At 75.9% G+C, this 16,520-nt stretch carries 15 protein-coding genes; 3 read left to right on the top strand and 12 right to left on the bottom strand.

Going from position 1 to position 16,520, the window contains the following annotated elements; translation table 11 throughout:
* Positions 1 to 5 precede the first annotated feature (5 nt).
* On the bottom strand, positions 6 to 1,547 hold the full coding sequence (locus AC3WT4_RS14220) for a hypothetical protein (RefSeq protein WP_492315736.1): 1,542 nt from the start codon (positions 1,545 to 1,547) through the stop codon (positions 6 to 8).
* A 300-nt stretch (positions 1,548 to 1,847) separates the two neighbouring features.
* Between AC3WT4_RS14220 and AC3WT4_RS14215 the strand changes: the two genes are divergently transcribed.
* On the top strand, positions 1,848 to 4,475 hold the full coding sequence (locus tag AC3WT4_RS14215; RefSeq protein WP_400110993.1) for a LuxR C-terminal-related transcriptional regulator: 2,628 nt from the start codon (positions 1,848 to 1,850) through the stop codon (positions 4,473 to 4,475).
* A 12-nt stretch (positions 4,476 to 4,487) separates the two neighbouring features.
* Here AC3WT4_RS14215 and AC3WT4_RS14210 read toward each other — a convergent pair whose 3' ends face one another.
* Positions 4,488 to 5,102: a hypothetical protein gene (locus AC3WT4_RS14210; RefSeq protein ID WP_074808686.1), complete on the bottom strand. Its 615-nt coding sequence runs from the start codon at positions 5,100 to 5,102 to the stop codon at positions 4,488 to 4,490.
* A gap of 283 nt (positions 5,103 to 5,385) precedes the next feature.
* On the opposite strand from AC3WT4_RS14210, the gene AC3WT4_RS14205 reads away from it, so the two are divergent.
* The gene (locus AC3WT4_RS14205) at positions 5,386 to 6,336 is read left to right on the top strand and encodes a hypothetical protein (RefSeq protein WP_257416684.1); all 951 of its coding nucleotides are present in this window, start codon (positions 5,386 to 5,388) and stop codon (positions 6,334 to 6,336) included.
* A 235-nt stretch (positions 6,337 to 6,571) separates the two neighbouring features.
* Positions 6,572 to 7,846 (top strand): hypothetical protein, encoded by a 1,275-nt coding sequence (locus AC3WT4_RS14200; protein ID WP_492315735.1) that lies wholly within the window; start codon positions 6,572 to 6,574, stop codon positions 7,844 to 7,846.
* A 94-nt stretch (positions 7,847 to 7,940) separates the two neighbouring features.
* On the opposite strand, the gene csrA is transcribed toward AC3WT4_RS14200, so the two are convergent.
* From csrA to AC3WT4_RS14150, 10 genes are all read right to left on the bottom strand, one after another.
* The gene (csrA, locus tag AC3WT4_RS14195; RefSeq protein WP_074808677.1) at positions 7,941 to 8,180 is read right to left on the bottom strand and encodes a carbon storage regulator CsrA; all 240 of its coding nucleotides are present in this window, start codon (positions 8,178 to 8,180) and stop codon (positions 7,941 to 7,943) included.
* Positions 8,181 to 8,248: 68 nt separating this feature from the next.
* On the bottom strand, positions 8,249 to 9,100 hold the full coding sequence (locus AC3WT4_RS14190; RefSeq protein ID WP_492315734.1) for a hypothetical protein: 852 nt from the start codon (positions 9,098 to 9,100) through the stop codon (positions 8,249 to 8,251).
* A complete protein-coding gene (locus AC3WT4_RS14185; protein WP_400111092.1) occupies positions 9,072 to 11,117 on the bottom strand; it encodes a flagellar biosynthesis protein FlhA in 2,046 nt (681 codons plus the stop codon). The genes AC3WT4_RS14190 and AC3WT4_RS14185 overlap by 29 nt, the downstream gene beginning before the upstream one ends.
* 127 nt (positions 11,118 to 11,244) lie before the next feature.
* Positions 11,245 to 12,378 (bottom strand): EscU/YscU/HrcU family type III secretion system export apparatus switch protein, encoded by a 1,134-nt coding sequence (locus AC3WT4_RS14180; protein ID WP_257418827.1) that lies wholly within the window; start codon positions 12,376 to 12,378, stop codon positions 11,245 to 11,247.
* On the bottom strand, positions 12,378 to 13,130 hold the full coding sequence (locus AC3WT4_RS14175; protein ID WP_074808668.1) for a flagellar biosynthetic protein FliR: 753 nt from the start codon (positions 13,128 to 13,130) through the stop codon (positions 12,378 to 12,380). Before AC3WT4_RS14175 ends, AC3WT4_RS14180 begins: the two co-directional genes overlap by 1 nt.
* A 6-nt stretch (positions 13,131 to 13,136) precedes the next feature.
* Positions 13,137 to 13,412 (bottom strand): flagellar biosynthesis protein FliQ, encoded by a 276-nt coding sequence (gene fliQ / locus AC3WT4_RS14170; RefSeq protein WP_021482560.1) that lies wholly within the window; start codon positions 13,410 to 13,412, stop codon positions 13,137 to 13,139.
* Between the two features lie 2 nt (positions 13,413 to 13,414).
* The gene (gene fliP / locus AC3WT4_RS14165; RefSeq protein WP_074808666.1) at positions 13,415 to 14,257 is read right to left on the bottom strand and encodes a flagellar type III secretion system pore protein FliP; all 843 of its coding nucleotides are present in this window, start codon (positions 14,255 to 14,257) and stop codon (positions 13,415 to 13,417) included.
* Entirely contained in the window at positions 14,254 to 14,874 is a 621-nt protein-coding gene (locus tag AC3WT4_RS14160; protein ID WP_492315733.1) for a FliO/MopB family protein, read from the bottom strand. Before AC3WT4_RS14160 ends, fliP begins: the two co-directional genes overlap by 4 nt.
* A gap of 5 nt (positions 14,875 to 14,879) precedes the next feature.
* Complete coding sequence (fliN, locus tag AC3WT4_RS14155; RefSeq protein ID WP_108049141.1) at positions 14,880 to 15,584, bottom strand: flagellar motor switch protein FliN; 705 nt, start codon at positions 15,582 to 15,584, stop codon at positions 14,880 to 14,882.
* Positions 15,585 to 15,587: 3 nt separating this feature from the next.
* Positions 15,588 to 16,487: a flagellar motor switch protein FliM gene (locus tag AC3WT4_RS14150; protein ID WP_074808657.1), complete on the bottom strand. Its 900-nt coding sequence runs from the start codon at positions 16,485 to 16,487 to the stop codon at positions 15,588 to 15,590.
* Positions 16,488 to 16,520: the final 33 nt, after the last annotated feature.

Genomic DNA, 16,520 nt, shown 5'->3' with positions numbered 1-16,520 from the left:
GCGCGTCAGGCTGTCTGGTCGCGGCGCGCGCGCAGCACCCACGCCCCGGACACCAGCGCCCCGCCCAGCAGCAGCGTGAGCAGGTCGAACCCGGTGTCGCCGCGCGGCGGGCCCGGTGGGACCGCGACGGGCGCGCCGCCCGCGGCCACGAGGACGGCGCCGGACGGGTCCGCCGTGCCGACCACCGGCTCCAGGTCGAGCGCGGGCCCGTCCGGCGTCGTCGGCCCGGACGCGCTCGGGGTCTCGGCGGGCGCCGGGTCCGGGGCGGTCGGAGCCGGCGACGCGGGCGGGGCGGAGGGCGTCTCGGGGACGGCAGGCCCGTCGAGCGTGAGCTCCCAGGACGTCTCGCCGACGAGGACGTAGCCGTCGAGCGCGCGCGCCGTCACGGTCACCGTGCCCCGGGCGGGATGGCGGCCCGGGGCGAGGACGCGCTCGTCGAGGAGGTGCTCCACGCCGTCGGCACGCGGCACCTCGACCTCGGCCGCCGCGCCCGGGCGCGCGGCGACGACCACGGGGGCCGGTGCGCGAACCTCGGTGAGACCGGAGAACACGAGCTCGACGGCGCGCGACCCGTCCGACCCCGGCAGCACCGGCTCCGCCGCGCCCACCGCCGCGAGCCGCAGGCCCGCGGCCGGGGAGAGCGTCAGGACGACGCGCGCCACGTGGTCGACGTACCCCTCGACGGCGTGCGTGCTGCCGGGCGGGAGCACCGCGCCGGTCGCGTCGCGGACGACGAGGCCCTCGGTGTCGGGCACGGTGTACGTGTCCGCCTCGCCCGGGCCGTCCTGCACGTCGGGGAGCACCGCCGTGACGACGGGGAGCAGCTCGGTGACCGCCTCGCCGACGGTCTGCCCGTCCGGGAGCTGCAGCACGTGGCCGTCCTCGGCCGTCGCCGCCGCCCGCAGGACGCCACCGTCCCGCGGCGCCTCGACGGTCCGGTACCCGTCGACGACGACCACGGTGCACACCACCGGCTCGCCGCCCAGGGACCAGCGCGCGCCCTCGACCACCGGCACGAGGTAGACCGCGCCCTCGGCGTCCGCGCGGACGAGGACCGGCGGCAGCACGACCACGCGGGGCGCGGGCTCGTCGTCGGGCACGGCGGGGTCCGGGCCGGGTGGCGGCTCGCTCTCGTCCGGAGCCGTCGGGCCGAGACCGGGGCCGGAGGGCAACGCGCCCGCCTCCGAAGTGGGCGGGCCCTCCTCGGGAGGCTCCGGACCGTCCGGCACGGGAGCGACCGACGCGCCGTCCGGGGCCGCGCCATCGTCCGGCGCCTCGTCCGCTCCGTGGCCCGGGCCTTCGTCCGCGTCGAGGACCAGGTCCTGGTCCGCACCCGCCCCCGGGACCGCGTCCGTGGCGCCGACGTCGGTCCGGCCGCTGCTCTCCAGGACCCGCACGAACGTCTCCCCCGCCACGGGCACGACCTCCGGACCGGTCGCGGTGCGCGTGACCGGCGCGGCGTGGGCCGTGGCGGTCGTGCCGACCAGGACGGCGCTCACCAGCACCGCGGCGAGCGTGGTCCTCGGGCGAGCCCGGTGCGCGGACATGGGCGTGCGGCTCCTCTCCGGTCGCGTCCGCTTCTGGACGCGCCCGAGGCCCCTATGCACGCGGCGGGCCGCGCTGTCCGCATCGTCCTCGCGCGTCCCGTTTCGTCCGGGCCGGCGGGGCCCGGGACGAACCGGTTCGAGCGCTTCACCCGGCTTCCCCGAGAACCGGCGCACCTCCTCGCCTAGGGTGAGAGCGGATCACGGCGCGGTGCCGGCTCTGGGGGGCGGAGCCGTGGCCGGACGCGGTTCGCCGCCCGTCCGCCCGCCCGCCCGTGGAGCGGGGGAAGCACGGAGGGCAGCATGTCGGTGACGGACACGACGACGTTCCGTCTGTACGGGGCGCCGCGCCCGCCGCACACCGAGCTCGTCCGCGAACGCCTGCTCGACCGGCTCGAGGTCGACGCGGCGCTCCGCGTCGTCCGGGGCCCCGCGGGGGCGGGCAAGACCTCCCTCCTCGCCGAGTGGTCCCGGCGCCGGGCCACGCCGGGCCTCTGGCTCTCCGTCATCCCCGAGATGACCCGGACGGACCTCTGGCGCGCGGTCGCGCGGCGTGCGGCGCGGGCCGGGCTCGAGGCGTTCGAGGCGGCGCTGGGGACCGCGGAGCTCACCGCCGAGGACGTGCCCGACCGGCTGGCCGACGCGTTCCTCGCGGTGCCCGGGGAGGTCGTGGTCGTCATCGACGACTACCAGGACGTCGCGGACGCCGCGGTCCACGACGACGTGCTCGCACTCCTGCGCCTGTGCCCGAACCTCTCCGTCGCCGTGGCCACGAGCACGGTCTCTCCCCTGGAAGCCGCCTCGATCGGGCTCGAGCTGGACCGCACGGTCATCACGGCCGACCAGCTGCCGCTGACCCAGGACGAGACGGCGCGCATGCTGCGCCAGGCCGGCGTGGACCTCGACCCCGCGGAGGCGCACGTCCTCACCGGGGGGCAGCCGCTGTACCTGCGCGTCGCGATGCTCGCCGCGGAGATGGCCGGGTCGCACGGGACCCCGGCACACGTCCAGGTCGCCGACGAGCTGCTGCGGGCCGCCCTCGAGAAGCAGCTCGAGGGCGCCGAGCGCCCTCGGCTCGAGCAGGTCCTGCGGCGGTGCGCGGTCGCGGACGTCCTCACCGCCGACCTCGCCGTGGCGCTGACCCGGGAGCCCGCGGCCCCGCAGCTGCTGTGGATGCTCGAGGAGCGCGGGCTGGGCGCGTGGGAGCGACGCCCCGCAGGCCGGGTGTTCGTCCTGTTCCCCGTGGTGCGCACGTTCGTGGCGGAGCGCGTCCGCGAGGAGCACCCGGACGAGTGGGGGCGCGCCGAGCTCGCGGCCGCGCGCTGGTACCTGACGAACGGCTATCCCGTCGAGGCGGTGCGGCACGCGGTCGGCGCGGGCGACCTCGCGCTCGCCTCCTCGGCCGTCTCGCGGCACTGGGGCGAGCTGCTCGAGCCGCAGGCGCTGGTCCGCCTCGACGTCCTCAAGAGCCTCCCGCAGTCCGAGCTCCGGCGGTGGCCGCTGCTCGCCGGGGCGCTCGCGATCCATCACGACAGCGTCCCGGGGGAGCGCGCCGAGGCGATCGAGATGTACCACCTGACGCTGGCCGCCCTGCGTCCCCGGGCGAGGACGGCCTCGACGGCGGAGCGCGTCGTGCTGGACGTGCTGGAGAGCGTCGCGCTGCGCTCCACGAACGCGACGCAGCGCGCCCTCGACCCGGCGCGCCGGGCACGTCGGACACTGGACGAGCTGGGCGTGGACGAGCGCCGGGAGCTCGTCCGCGAGCTCCCCCGGCTCCGGGCCGAGGTCGCGATGTCGTTCGCGCGGGCGGGCGCTGACGACGAGGCGCTCGCCACGCTCGAGGACCTCGGCGGCTCCCCCGCCGTGGACCCGCGCGCGCTCTACGGCCTGTCGCTGCGCGCGCTCGTGCTCGCGGTCCGCGGCGACCTGCCGGAGGCCGTGCGGGACCTCGAGGTCATCGAGGCGTCGCCCCACGCCGAGGTCCGCGCGGGGCGCGACGACCACCTGTACCGCATCGCGCGCGCGATCGTGTGCCTCGAGCGCTTCGACACGCGCGGCGCCCAGGCCCACCTCGACGTCCTGCGCCCGCACCTCGCGACGCTCGAGACCCGCCCGGTCGTCGCCACGGTACAGGCCTACGTCGACCTGGTGTCGTTCGAGCCGGCCCTCGGCATCGAGCGGCTCCGCCGCTACATCGAGTCCGAGCGCGGGCGCCGGCGCATCTCCGCGCGCGACATCGACCACCTCGACTACGTCAGCGGGCTGCTCGGGCTCGCGCGCGGCCAGGTCGGCGCGGTGCACTCGTGGCTCAAGGTCGCGCCGGCGACGTCGTCGCTCACCTGGCTGCTGCGGGCCCACGTGGCCCTGCTCACCGGCCGGTGGAGCACCGCACGGGACGTGCTCGTCGCGCGCACGCCGCCGCGGACGGCCGCACCCCGCCTGCGGGCCGCGCACGCCGTCCTGCTCGCCGCCGCCCTGACGCACGCCGAGGAGGAGACGCAGGCGCGCGACGCCCTGGACAAGCTCGCCGGCGTCGCCGAGGACCGGCGGCTGCGGTTCGCGCTCGCGCTCCCCGCCCGGCACGACCTCCTCGCGCTCGCGGAGCTGGCGGCACGGAGCAAGGACCAGACGGCGCAGCGCCTCATCGGGGACGCGGAACCCGTCCCGGAGCTCTTCGCCGCGACGGCCGACCTCCCGCAGCCCTTGTCCGACCGGGAGGTCGTCGTCCTCGACACCCTCATGCGGCACGCGACCGCGGTCGACATCTCCCGGAGCCTCACCGTGTCCGTGAACACGGTCAAGAGCCAGCTCCGCTCGATCTACCGGAAGCTCGGCGTGCGCCGGCGCGAGGACGCCCTCGCCCGCGGGATCGAGCTGGGGCTCCTCCCCGCCCACCGTCCGCTGCCCGCGAGCGGCACGGACGGGGCCTGAGGCTCGGGCCGGTCAGACGAGGTCGTCGACGATCTTGGCCGACGCGCGCATCTCGGCGCGGGCGAGGTCGTCGTCGATCTCGCGACCCGCCGCGATGAGCGCCGCGCGCGGCAGCCACGAGAAGACGACGAGGACGGGGTAGCTGTCCTCGCCCACGTACACGCGGCGACGCCAGGCGGCCCACGCCACGGCGCGCGTGAGCACGCGCACGGGGTCGTCGAGCTCGTTCGCCGCGTGCGCGGCGTTCTCCCACCCGTGCTGCGCCTCGCTCATGACGCGCGCGCCGCCGTGCCCGAGCGGCCGGGCGAGCGCCGCGAGGCCGATGTCCTCGGCGATCACGACGGCCTCCGACGGGACCAGGTCCAGGCCGTCCCGGTACGTGCCGAACGTCGCGGGGTCCAGGTGGCGCCACGGGTCGTCGTCGGGCAACGAGTCCAGGAGGTCGGTGAGGGCGCCGGCGAGGAGCGTCACGGCGCGCAGCGGGTGCGCCTTCGCCTGGGCGCGCATCGCGGCCATGGTCGCGAGCCGGTCGTCGGGGTCGATGAGCGGCTCCACGAGGCCCACGGCCCAGATGGCCCACGTCGTGTCGTCCCACGGCGCGCCGGCGCCGTCCTCCTCCGGGGTCACCGCGACACCACCCCGCCCGGGGCGTCGGCGGCCCGGCACGGCGACGCCGTCGAAGCGCAGGACGCTGCGTGCACCCGGTCCACCTCCTGATCTCGTCCTGCCCTGTCCGTCCGGCGAGCCCGTCGCCGAGGACAGCATCCCACCGAGGCGACGTCCGCGAAACACCCGCGGCGGGCGAAGCGTGCGGAGATCACCCGCTGCCCGGGGTGCCCGAGGGTGAAGTCCGGTGTGAAAGACGGTGTCCGGCGCGCCAGGAGCCCCTCCGGGTCCGCATGCTTGGACCGTGACCGACCGGACCCTGCTCGACCCGCGCCCGCACCGGGCGCGCGACGCGCGTCCCGTGCGCGCCGTCGACGAGGGCCCGCAGGACGACGACGACCCCGGAGCGCTCCGGGACGAGGTCGCCCGCGTCGTCGCGATCGAGGACGACGCCCGGTACCGCGCCGAGGTCTCGTCCCTCCTCGCCGCCCACGCGACGCAGTGGCGCCGGATCGCGGCGCGCCTGTGCCGCACCAACTCGGTGCCCGCGGCGCAGCACCTCGACGACGTCGCGGCGATCGTCGTGGAGACCGCCTGGGAGATGCTCGAGCGCTCCCGGCGCGACCCCGCGTACCTGCGCAGCATGCGCTCGTTCCTCGCGATCGTCGTCTACACGGCTCGCCCGCGCGTGCGCTCGTTCCTCGACCACGCGACCGCCCCGGCGTCGGGCATGGTGGCCGCGCAGCGTCGGCGCCGCGAGCTCGCGCGCACCCGCTCGGAGCTCGCCGCGCTGCGCGGCGCGGCCCCCTCGGTCGAGGAGGCCGTGCGCGCCACCAACGAGCGCCTCGGCGCCCACCGGGCCGACGTCGTCCGGCAGGGCATGGTCGTGACGGAGGCGGACGAGCTCGTGCTGCGCGGCGCGCTGTCGTTCGACGAGGCCCTCGACTCCGCGCGCACGACCGACGCGCACGCGGACTGCGTGCTGCACGCGGTCGAGGTCCCGGCGCTCGTCCGGTCCGTGGTCGACGCGGCGCACGCGCAGGACCCGGTCCGCGGACGCGTCGCGGCGCTCTGGATGTCCGAGGCGTACGGGGGCGGCGGACCGCTCCCGGGTCATGACACGGTCGTGTGGATCGCCCGGACCCTGGGACTCCCCCGCCACCGGACCGTCGATCACATCGAGCGGGTCCGGGAGCTGGCGGCGCGGCACCTGCGGGACGTCGGCATCGTCCTCGACGCCGTGGAGACCGGGTGAGCGCGCACGTCGCTCCACGACCCGCACCTGCCGGGAGGCCCGCGGCGCAGCGCCGCGGCGAGCAGGAGAACCGCACCGTGGCGAGCACGGGGACCAGGGGGCGGCCGCAGGGCGGGCGCAGGAGCACAGGGGGCAGCAGGACATGTCTGACGCGGGACCCGGGCCTCGACGCTCGGTCGTCGAGGATGCGCTCGTCGTCGCTGCGACGGTGCCGGAGAGCGAGCACGATCGTGCGGTGGCGGGCCTCGTCGCCGCGCACGCCGTCGGGCTCGCGCGCGACGCCCGGCGGCACGTGCGGGCCTCGGGCGTCACGGGGACGGACCGGGCCGCCGCGCTGCGCGCGGTGACCGACGCGCAGCGCGCCGTCCTGGACGACCTCGTCACCGGTCGCCGCCCGCTCGACGGCCGCGCCTGGGCACCCACCGTGCGCTTCGAGGCCGTCCGCGCCGTGCGCGCGCTGGCGGCGGACGGCACCGTCGTCGTGCCGCCGTACCGCCACCGCCTCGCGGCCGACCGGGTCGCCCTGCTCGTGCTCCGTGAGTCCGCCGCCGTCGTCGACGTCTCTGCGCCCCGAGAGGTCGTCCGCACGGGGGCCGTCGCGGCGGGGATCCCGGCCGCACCGCACGCGGTCGGCGACGCCACCGCCCTGTGCGAGCTCCCGGCCGCCCGGCCGGCGCCGGCGGTCGTACCGGCGCGCTCAACCGCCCGCCGGGGACGCCGTGCGCTCGTGGCGCGGGGACGCGCGCGCTCCACCGTCCAGGGTCGTTCCGTGCGCTGGGGTGCCGCCGCCGTGCTCTCCGCGGCGACGCTCGTCTTCGGGGTCGCGGTCGCGCCCGCGGCGGACGAGGTCGGTCCCGGCCCCGGCGTCTCGGCACGCCCCGAGCAGGTGCTCCTGGGCACGGCCCCGGGGACCGGCTCGACCGGGTGGGCACCGCTCGACGGTGCCGGCGCCGCGGCCGTCCGCCTCGACCTGTCCGCCCCGGTGCTGACGGGCCTGGCGCCGTCGACCTCGCCCGCCGTCGAGCTCGTCGACGAGCCGGCCGACGAGTCGGTCGGCGAGTCCGTCGGCACGGGGGTGGTGGGGGACGCCGCCGACGAGCCCGTCGACGCGCCGCTGTCGGTGGTCGTGCCGGCCCCGCCGGGACCGGCCGACCGCGAGACGACCCCGCCGGCTCCCGCACCGGCCCCGGCCCCGGCACCGCCGCCTGCTCCTGCGGCCGCACCGAAGCCCACGCCGGCCGCGCCGACGCCGTCGTCGAAGCCCACGCCGAAGCCGGCGCCGGCCACTCGCCCCGCACCGACGCCCGTGCCCGCGCGACCGGCGCCGCCGGTCACGCGCCCGGCGCCGCCGAAGCCCGACCGCCCCGCGCCGCGGCCGGACGACGCACGCGGCTCCTCCCGGCCGGGGACGGCGAAGCCGCAGCCCCAGACCCACGACGACCGGCGCACCGACAAGGACGCGGGCCGGCAGGACCGGGGCCACGGCGGCGGGCGCGGGGGCCGCGGGTAGCGCTCGACGGCAGACCTCCAGGCAGCACGAGCCCTCCCGACGGTCCACGCGCTCTCGTCGGCGACGGGGGCCGGCGCGTCCCCGTGCGGCGGCGTCAGGGCCGCGCGTCGAGCCCCAGCAGCGCGCGGGCGCGCGCCTCGCCGCCGGGCGCGACGAGGGCGGCGGCGCGGTTGTCCGCGGCGACCTGGTCGACGATCTCGGCACGGTGGACCCGCACCTCGCGGGGCGCGTCGATCCCGACGCGCACCCCGTCACGGCCCACCGACACGACCGTGACCACGACGTCGTCGCCGACGAGGATCCGTTCTCCCACCTTGCGTCCCAGCACCAGCATCGCACGTCCTCCTGACGTCCCGCGTGTCATCCTGACCGTTCGGGAGACCTATGCGGGCGCGGCCCGGGTCAGCCTGCGTGCCGGAGCTCGGGGAGCCCGAGCGCGAGGACGGAGTCCGGGGTCGTCGTCAGCCCGCGTCCGACCACGACCATGGCGCGGACCAGCACGAGGCGCTGCACCTCGGCGACCCAGCGCTCGGTGTCGGCGGGCTTGCGCGAGGCGTCGACCACGACCGCGACCTGCTCGGCGCCCAGCTCGTCGAGGACCCGCGCCGCACCGACCGTGTCCACGCGCACCCCGACGGCCACGACCGTGGCGCGAGCCGCGCGGACCCCGCGGGCGCGAGCCTCGGTCGCCGCGCGGCGGTCGTCGACGCGCACCGTGTCACCGTCCGTCGCCGCGCCCGCGCAGGCCGTGAGCAGGCCCTCCCGCTGCGCCATCGCACGGGCCGCCGGGACGACGTCCGCGGCCAGCCCGACGAGCGCCACGAGGTCCCCCGGCGCCGCGCGCAGCACCGGCGCGGCGGGTGGCGACGAGGCGGGGACGGGCGCGGGCGGCGGCTCCGCCGTCTCGGCCACGAGCTCGTCGAGCAGGGCGGCGAAGTCGTCGCCCCGGGTCGAGACCTCGACCGCGGCCGTCGGCGCCGGGCGCAGCGCGTCCCCCTCGTCGGCGTCGTCGAGCAGCGCCGCGATGCCCGCGCGGCGGGCCGCGGGGAACCGGACCGGCCCGACGGCGGTCCGGGGCGGCGCGTCGCTCACCTCGACCACCGCCTCGTAGTGCTGTCGCCCGAAGAGGCCCTTGAAGCCGCCCGTGATGACCCGCTCGGCGGAGACGATCCGCGCGTCCGGGCCGTGCAGCCGCCGTGCCTGCGCGAGCACGGCGTCGAGGGACTCACCCTCGAGCCGCAATCGCCGGGGCATCGTTCACCACCCCGACCGTCTCGATGAGCGCGTTGCCCGCCGTCACCTCGGTGTACGACAGCACGGCGAGGTCGGGCACCTGCGTCGCGACGAGGCGCCGGACCGCCGACCGCAGCGACGGCGCGCACACGAGGACGACGTCCTCGCCGGTGGCCCGGGCCGCCTGCACGCGCTCGCCCACGGACGACCGGAACGCGTCGAGGCGCGCCGGGTCCACGACGATCGCCGTGCCCTGCTCGCCGCCGGGCTGGCGGCCCGCGAGCATCGCCTGCTCGAGGGCGGGGGCGATCGTCACGACCCGGACCGTGCCGGCGACCGTGTGCCGGGCCGGGATCGCGGGGCCGAGCGCGGCGCGTGCCGCCTCGACGAGGTGCTCGGGGTCGGTCGAGCGCTTCGCCGCGAGCGCGAGCGCCTCGTAGATCCGGGGCAGGTCGTTGACGGCGACCTGCTCCTCGAGCAGGCCCTGCAGGACACGCTGGACCTCCGCGAGCGACAGCAGGGCCGGCGTGAGCTCGTCGACGGCCGACGGGTTGGTCCGCTTGACCTCGTCGGTGAGCACGCGCACGTCCTCGCGGGACAGCAGCCGTGCCGCGTTCGCGGCGATGAGGGCCGACAGGTGGGTGACGAGCACGGAGACCCGGTCGATGACCGTCGCGCCGGCCATCTCGGCGCTGTGCCGCATCTCCACCGGGACCCACTTGCCGTCCATGCCGAACACCGGGTCGACGGTCGCCAGCCCGGGCAGCGCGGCGAGGTCGTCGCCGAGCGCGAGGACCTTGCCGGCCGGCGCCTGGCCGCGACCGGCCTCGACGCCGGCGATCCGCACCGCGTAGGTCGACGCCGGGAGCTCGATCGAGTCGCGCGTGCGGACGGGCGGCACGACGACCCCGAGGTCCGTCGCGATCTTGCGTCGCAGGGCGCGGACCCGTCCGAGCAGGTCGTCGTGCGCGCCGGTGACCAGGTCGACGAGGTCGGGCGCGAGGAGGATCTCGAGCGCGTGCACGCGCATCTGCTCGAGGAGGTCCTCCGTGCCGTCGCTGCGCGTGCTCTCCTTCTCGATCTGCTCGGCCGCGGCGCGCGCGACCTCGGCACGCCGCTGGCGGGCCTTGATCTGCTGGGACGCGACGATCAGGCCGACCCCGAGCACGAGGAACGGCAGCTTGGGCATGCCCTCGATGAGCGCCATGGCGAACGCCGCGACGCCCGCGATGGCGAGCGCCTGCCGGGACTGGACGAGCTGGCTCGACGCCTGCGAGCCGACGTCGCCCTCGCCCGAGTTCGAGCGCGTGACGATCATGCCCGTGGCGACCGCCATGAGCAGCGCGGGGACCTGGGTGACCAGCCCGTCGCCCACCGTGAGGATGGAGTACGTGTCGACGGCCTCCATGGCCGGCATGCCGTGCATGACCACGCCGATCACGATGCCGCCGAGCAGGTTGATGAGCGTGATGACGATGCCCGCGATGGCGTCGCCCTTGACGAACTTCGACGCGCCGTCCATCGCCCCGTAGAAGTCCGACTCCGCGGAGATCTCGGCGCGGCGGGCCCGCGCGTCCTGCTCGCTGATGAGCCCCGCGTTGAGGTCCGCGTCGATCGCCATCTGCTTGCCGGGCATCGCGTCGAGCGTGAACCGCGCCCCGACCTCGGCCACGCGCTCGGCGCCCTTGGTGATCACGAGGAACTGGATGACGACGAGGATGAGGAACACGACCATGCCGATGACGAGGTTCCCGTCGACGACGATGTGGCCGAACGCGCCGATGACCTCGCCCGCGTAGCCGTCGCCGAGCACGAGCCGCGTCGAGGCGACGTTGAGGCCCAGGCGGAACAGCGTCGCGACGAGCAGCAGCGACGGGAACACCGAGAAGTCGAGCGGCTTCTTGACGAACATCGACGTCAGGAGGATCACGAGCGACAGCAGGATGTTGACGATGATGAGCACGTCGAGCAGCGCCGCGGGGATCGGCACGACGAGCAGCAGGACGATGCCGACGACGCCGAGCGGTACGGCGATCATGGCGAGGGATCGGTTCTTCACGCGGAACGCTGGTCCTTCCGGGTCCGGGGCGTCGGCGGCTGCTGACGCGAGGTCCTATGCAGGTCGCGGACGCCGCAGCGCGCGCCGACGGGTGGGCCGGGGCGGGTCATGCGGCCTGCGCGTCGTCGGCGGCGGGCCACTCGCCCGGCGCGATCGCCGGGCGGGCCATGCGGTGCGGGACCGACGAGGCCGCCGCGCCGCGGCGCGTGAGCGCCATGACGAACGCGAGGACCCGCGCGACGGCCATGTAGAGCTCGACGGGGACCTCCTGCCCGACGTCGCACGCCCGGTGCAGGGCGCGCGCGAGCGGGACGTCGCGCACCATCGGCACCCGCGACTCCTCGGCCTTCTCGCGGATGCGGGCGGCGACGTGGTCGGCCCCCTTCGCGACGACGCGCGGCGCGGAGCGCCCGGGCTCGTACCGCAGCGCGACGGCGACGTGGGTCGGGTTGACGACGACGACGTCCGCGTCGGCCACGGCGGCGATCATGCGGTTGCGCGTCATCGAGCGCGCCATCGACCGGCGCTGCGACTTCACGAGCGGGTCGCCGTCGGTGCTCTTGTTCTCGTCCTTGAGCTCCTTCTTGGTCATGCGCGTCTTCTTGCGGTTGCGCCGGGCCACGACGAGCAGGTCGAACAGCGCGAGGGTGAGGCCCGCCGCCGTCGCCCAGACCAGCAGCGAGCGCACGCCGGAGCCCGCCGCCTCGAGCAGCGACGCGATCGGCAGGCCGCCCGCGGCCAGGAGGACCGGCATGAGCGACTGGACGACCGCGTAGAGCACGACGCCGACGACCGTCGTCTTGAGCAGGGCCTTGGCGCCGTTCCACAGCGCCTGCGCGCCGAACATCCGCTTGAGCCCGCTCATCGGGTTGAACTGGTCGGCCTCGGGGCGCAGCCGCTTCAGGTGCAGGCCGCCCTGCGCGACCGACGCGAGCAGCACGGCGACGGCGATCGCCCCGAGGAGCGGCAGCATGGTCGGCACGACGGTGCCGAGTGCGTCCTGCGCGAGCTCGAGCGCGACCGCGGGCTCGGGGTTCTCGATCACGGTGCGCAGCGACAGCACCTGGTCGGTCGCGGCCCGCGCCGCGCCGCTCACGGTCAGCGGGATCACCGCGCCGGCGATCCCGACCCCGACCCACGCCGTGAGGTCCTGCGACTTGCCGAGCTGGCCCTTGGACCGGACCTCCTTCATCTTCCGGTCGGAGGCCTGCTCGGTCTTCTCCTCGGTGGAGTCGGCCATCAGCCCACCCCGCCCATGCGTTCCACGGCCTCGGCCGTGAGCACCGAGACCACGTGCGGCAGCGCCACGAGCACGGTCCCGACGAGCGCGAGCGTGAGGAAGATCTTCAGCGGGAAGCCCATCGCGAACGCGTTGAGCGCGGGGGCGACCCGGTTGACGAGGCCCAGCCCGGCGTCGGCCAGGAAGAGCACGACGACGATGGGCCCGGCGATCTGCAGCCCCGCCACGAACGAGCCGGTGAGGGCCTCGACGAACGACGCCGCGGGGACGCCGGCCAGGCCGCCCACCGGGACGGCGTCGTACGAGCGGGCGAGGCCGAGCACGACCAGCTGGTACGCGTCGGACGCGAACATGAGCACGACCGCGAGGAGCGCGAAGAGGCGCGTGAACTGCGACCCGTTGACGTTCGTCTGGGGGTCGTACGCCATGCCGAGCGAGAACCCGCCGAACAGGTCGAGGTGGGCGCCCGCGGCGGTGATCGCCGAGAAGACGACCATGACGAGGGTCCCGAGCATCGCCCCCGTGACCGCCTCGGCGACGAGGTGGCCGAGGAACGTCGCGGTGCCGGTCGCCTCGTACCCGGGGGCGGCGCGCCCCGAGACGACGAGCCCGAGCGAGACGGCGAGGATCGCGCGCACCTGCCGCGGGATGGCGTGGTGCGAGAACGGCGGCGCGATGGTCATGAACGCGGCCATCCGCACGCCCGCGAGCATCGTCGCCTGGAGCCAGGCGAGGTCGATCTCGAGCTCCACGGGACGTCAGCCCCCGTTCAGCAGCGACGGGATGAGGTCGAACATCTCGTGCGTGAACGTCACCATCTCGCCGATCATCCAGTTGCCGCACACGACGAGCGCGACGGCGACCGCGAGCGCCTTGGGGACGAACGAGAGCGTGATCTCCTGGATCTGCGTGACGGACTGCACGATCGAGATGGCGAGCCCCACGACGAGCGACGTGACGAGCACGGGGGCCGCGAGCTTGGCGGCGAGGACGAGCGCCTGCGTGGCGACGTCGAGGACGGCAGCGGTCTCCACGGTCAACCCATCCCGTACGAGCCGATGAGCGACGTCGTGATGAGACCCCACCCGTCGACGAGGACGAAGAGCAGCAGCTTGAACGGCAGCGAGATCATCGTGGGCGGCAGCATCATCATGCCCATGCTCATGAGGGCCGCGGCGACGACGAGGTCGATGACGAGGAACGGCACGAAGACGACGAACCCGATGATGAACGCGGCGCGGAGCTCCGAGATGACGAACGCGGGGACGAGCGTCGTGAGGGGGACGTCGACGGGGGTCGCCGGGTTCTCGAGGTCGGCGGCGCGCGTCATGAGCGCGAGGTCCTCCTCGCGCGTGTGGGCGAGCATGAACTCGCGCAGCGGCACGGCGCCCGCGTCGAGCGCCTGGCTGAAGGTCGTGGTGCCGTCGAGGTAGGGCTGCACCGCGGCGTCGTTGATCTCGCCGAACACCGGCCACATGACGAACAGCGAGAGGAACAGCGCGAGCCCGGCGAGGACCATGTTGGGCGGCACCGTGGCGGTGCCCAGCGCGTTCCGGGTCAGGGCGAGGACGACGAAGATCTTGGTGAACGACGTCATCATGAGCAGCAGCGTCGGCGCGAGCGACAGCAGCGTGATGCCGACCAGCGTGACGAGGGACGACGACGGCTCGCCGTTCGGCCCGTTGATCTCCACCGAGAGCGTCGACCCCCCGTCCTGCGGGTCGAGCGGCTGGGTGGGTGGTGCCGGGTCGGTCGGGTCGACGACCGCCGCGCCCGCGTGGGGCGCGAGCAGGACGGTCGCGACCGCCACGAGGAGCAGGACCGCCCCGACGAGCACCGCGACGCGCAGCGTGCGGCGCGACGGGAGAGCGCGTGTCACCGGGCACCTCCTCGGACGACGCGCGCGGCCTTGCGCCACGTGTCGGGCGCGAGGAACGTGCGCAGGGCGCTCGTCGGCGCGGGGTGCGGGACGACGACGGTCGTCGCGGTCCCCGCCCGGGGTCCCGGGACGTCCGGGGGCACGGTGGCGGGCGTGAGGGCGGGCACCGAGCCGGGCTCGCCGTCCCACGCCGGGGCGTCCCCGTTCGCGGGCGGCTGCGCGAGCCACAGGCGGGCCGCGGTGACGGCGTCGTCGAACGAGGGCTCGGCCGAGGTCGGGGCGTCCGCGGGCGTCGCGTCCGTGGTCGGGACGACGGCGGGCGTCGCGTCCGCGGTGGTGCCGGGCGCGGGCGGGGCGACGGACGGCACCGGGGACGGGCCGTCGATGACGGTCACGGACGACTCCGTCACGCCGAGCAGGTACCGGCGGCCCCCGGCCTCGAGCAGGACCGCGGCGCTCTTCTGCGACAGCCCCTGGCGGGCGACCACGGTCAGCTGCTCGTGGCGTCCGCGCGGCGCGGAGCGCGAGGTCTTGCTCGCGACCCGGTACGAGACCCACAGGAGCCCGAGCACGACCGCCAGCGAGAAGGCGACGCGCAGCACGGTGGTGACGTCCATGCCGGTCAGTCGTCCGCGTCGAGGATCTTGGTGATGCGCACCCCGTAGTCGCCGCCGTCGACGACGACGACCTCGCCCTTGGCGATCGTGCGGCCGTTGAGCTGCACGTCCGCCGGCGCCCCGGCGGACCGGTCGAGCTCGACGACGGCGCCCGGCTCGAGGTTGAGCACGTCCCGCACCGGCATGCGCGTGCGGCCCACGATCACCGAGAGGCGCATCTCGACGTTGGAGATGCGCGCGAGCCGGGCGCCGGTCACGGCCTCGTCGGGCAGGCCCTGCAGCGCGCGGCGGGTCCGCACGACGAACCAGCCCGCCGTCGGGCCGTCGTCCGTGGCGAGCTCGAACACCACGGCCTCCGGGTCCTCGAAGAGCGCGGTCGCGTCGGCGACCCGCACCTCGCCGAGGACGCCGACGCCGGTGGTCGCCCCCGCGGCCTCCAGCGCGGGACGCAGGACGTCGGTGACGTCGAGCGCCGCCTCCTGGGAGGCGTCGGCGAGCGCGTCCTGGTCGATGAGGGCGAGCGCGAGGTCGGAGCCGGAGCTCCCCACGTACGACGCGACGACCGCCCGCGCGGCCTGCGGGCCGACGGGGGCCCCGCCGCGCAGGGCCGCACGCAGCGGGGTGCTGGTCGGGACGAGCGCGACGAGCGCGTGGGCGGCGGCGGACGCGGCCTCGACGACGGACTGCTCGACCGGGGTGGCGGTGCTCATGGGTCAGTTCTCCTCGGTGGTGACGATGCGGCAGGCGAGGCGGGAGCCGGACGAGCCGACGGCTCCGCGGGCCATGACGTGGCCGTCGACGATGACGTCGAGCGGGCGGGACTGGGTGTGCGGGACGCGCACGACGTCGCCGACCGCGAGGTCCAGCACCTCGGCCGGGGTCATGGTCGCGGCGGACAGCTCGACGGTGACGTCGACGAGGGAGCGGGCGACGTGCTGGCGCGTGCGCCGGGTCGCGTCGGCGGGGTCGTCCGCCGGGTTGGCCTCGCCGAGGTGCGGGAGGAGCGCGACCGACGGCACAGCGAGGGTGGCCCGGCACGCGCGCTCCCCGACGCGGAGGTCGAGCTCGGCGACGATCATGAGCTCGGCGGTGGGGGCGGCCTGGGCGAACTGCGAGTTGTGCTGGATCGACGAGATCCGCAGCGGGCTCTCGAGCAGCCGGCCCATCGAGTGGCGCAGGTCCCGCAGGGTCTCGGTGAGCAGCGACGTGACCAGCGTGCGCTCGACGTCGGTGAACTTGCGGTCGACCACCGGGATGGTCGGTCCGGCGCCGAGCATGTGGGCGATCCACGTGAGGGCGTCCGTGTGCGGGAACTGCAGGACGGCGCGCGGGCCGATCCCGTCGAGCTCGCAAACGACGAACGTCGTCGTCACGGGCAGTTCGGCGACGTAGTCGTCGTAGGTGCGCATCGAGACCGCGGCGAGGCCGACCTGGCTGACGACCCGCACGCGGGCCGTGAGCTGCGTGCCCCACTGGCGCGCGAAGCTCTCGAACGCCATCTCGAGGATGCGGTGGTGCTCGCGGACGAGCGTGGTCGGTCGGCGGAAGTCGTAGACCTCGACCTTGCGGCTCGGGGCGGGCTGCGGGACCCGGTCGGTTGTCGTCGTGCTCACGACCGCTCCTATGCGGGCGCGCACGACGCGAGC

The organism is Cellulosimicrobium sp. EB106-03-01-XG111 (assembly GCF_058792115.1).
The sequence above is the reverse complement of the archived record's forward strand: the minus strand, read 5'-3'. Positions and strand labels throughout refer to the sequence as shown.

What these genes read in the sequence shown, in the direction of transcription:
- fliN (WP_108049141.1), bottom strand. Translation starts at nt 15,584, where the DNA reads ATGAGCACCGCCACCCCGGTCGAGCAGTCCGTCGTCGAGGCCGCGTCC.
- csrA (WP_074808677.1), bottom strand. Translation starts at nt 8,180, where the DNA reads ATGCTGGTGCTGGGACGCAAGGTGGGAGAACGGATCCTCGTCGGCGAC.
- AC3WT4_RS14180 (WP_257418827.1), bottom strand. Translation starts at nt 12,378, where the DNA reads ATGGCCGACTCCACCGAGGAGAAGACCGAGCAGGCCTCCGACCGGAAG.
- AC3WT4_RS14160 (WP_492315733.1), bottom strand. Translation starts at nt 14,874, where the DNA reads ATGGACGTCACCACCGTGCTGCGCGTCGCCTTCTCGCTGGCGGTCGTG.
- AC3WT4_RS14220 (WP_492315736.1), bottom strand. Translation starts at nt 1,547, where the DNA reads ATGTCCGCGCACCGGGCTCGCCCGAGGACCACGCTCGCCGCGGTGCTG.
- AC3WT4_RS14215 (WP_400110993.1), top strand. Translation starts at nt 1,848, where the DNA reads ATGTCGGTGACGGACACGACGACGTTCCGTCTGTACGGGGCGCCGCGC.
- AC3WT4_RS14190 (WP_492315734.1), bottom strand. Translation starts at nt 9,100, where the DNA reads ATGCCCCGGCGATTGCGGCTCGAGGGTGAGTCCCTCGACGCCGTGCTC.
- AC3WT4_RS14185 (WP_400111092.1), bottom strand. Translation starts at nt 11,117, where the DNA reads ATGATCGCCGTACCGCTCGGCGTCGTCGGCATCGTCCTGCTGCTCGTC.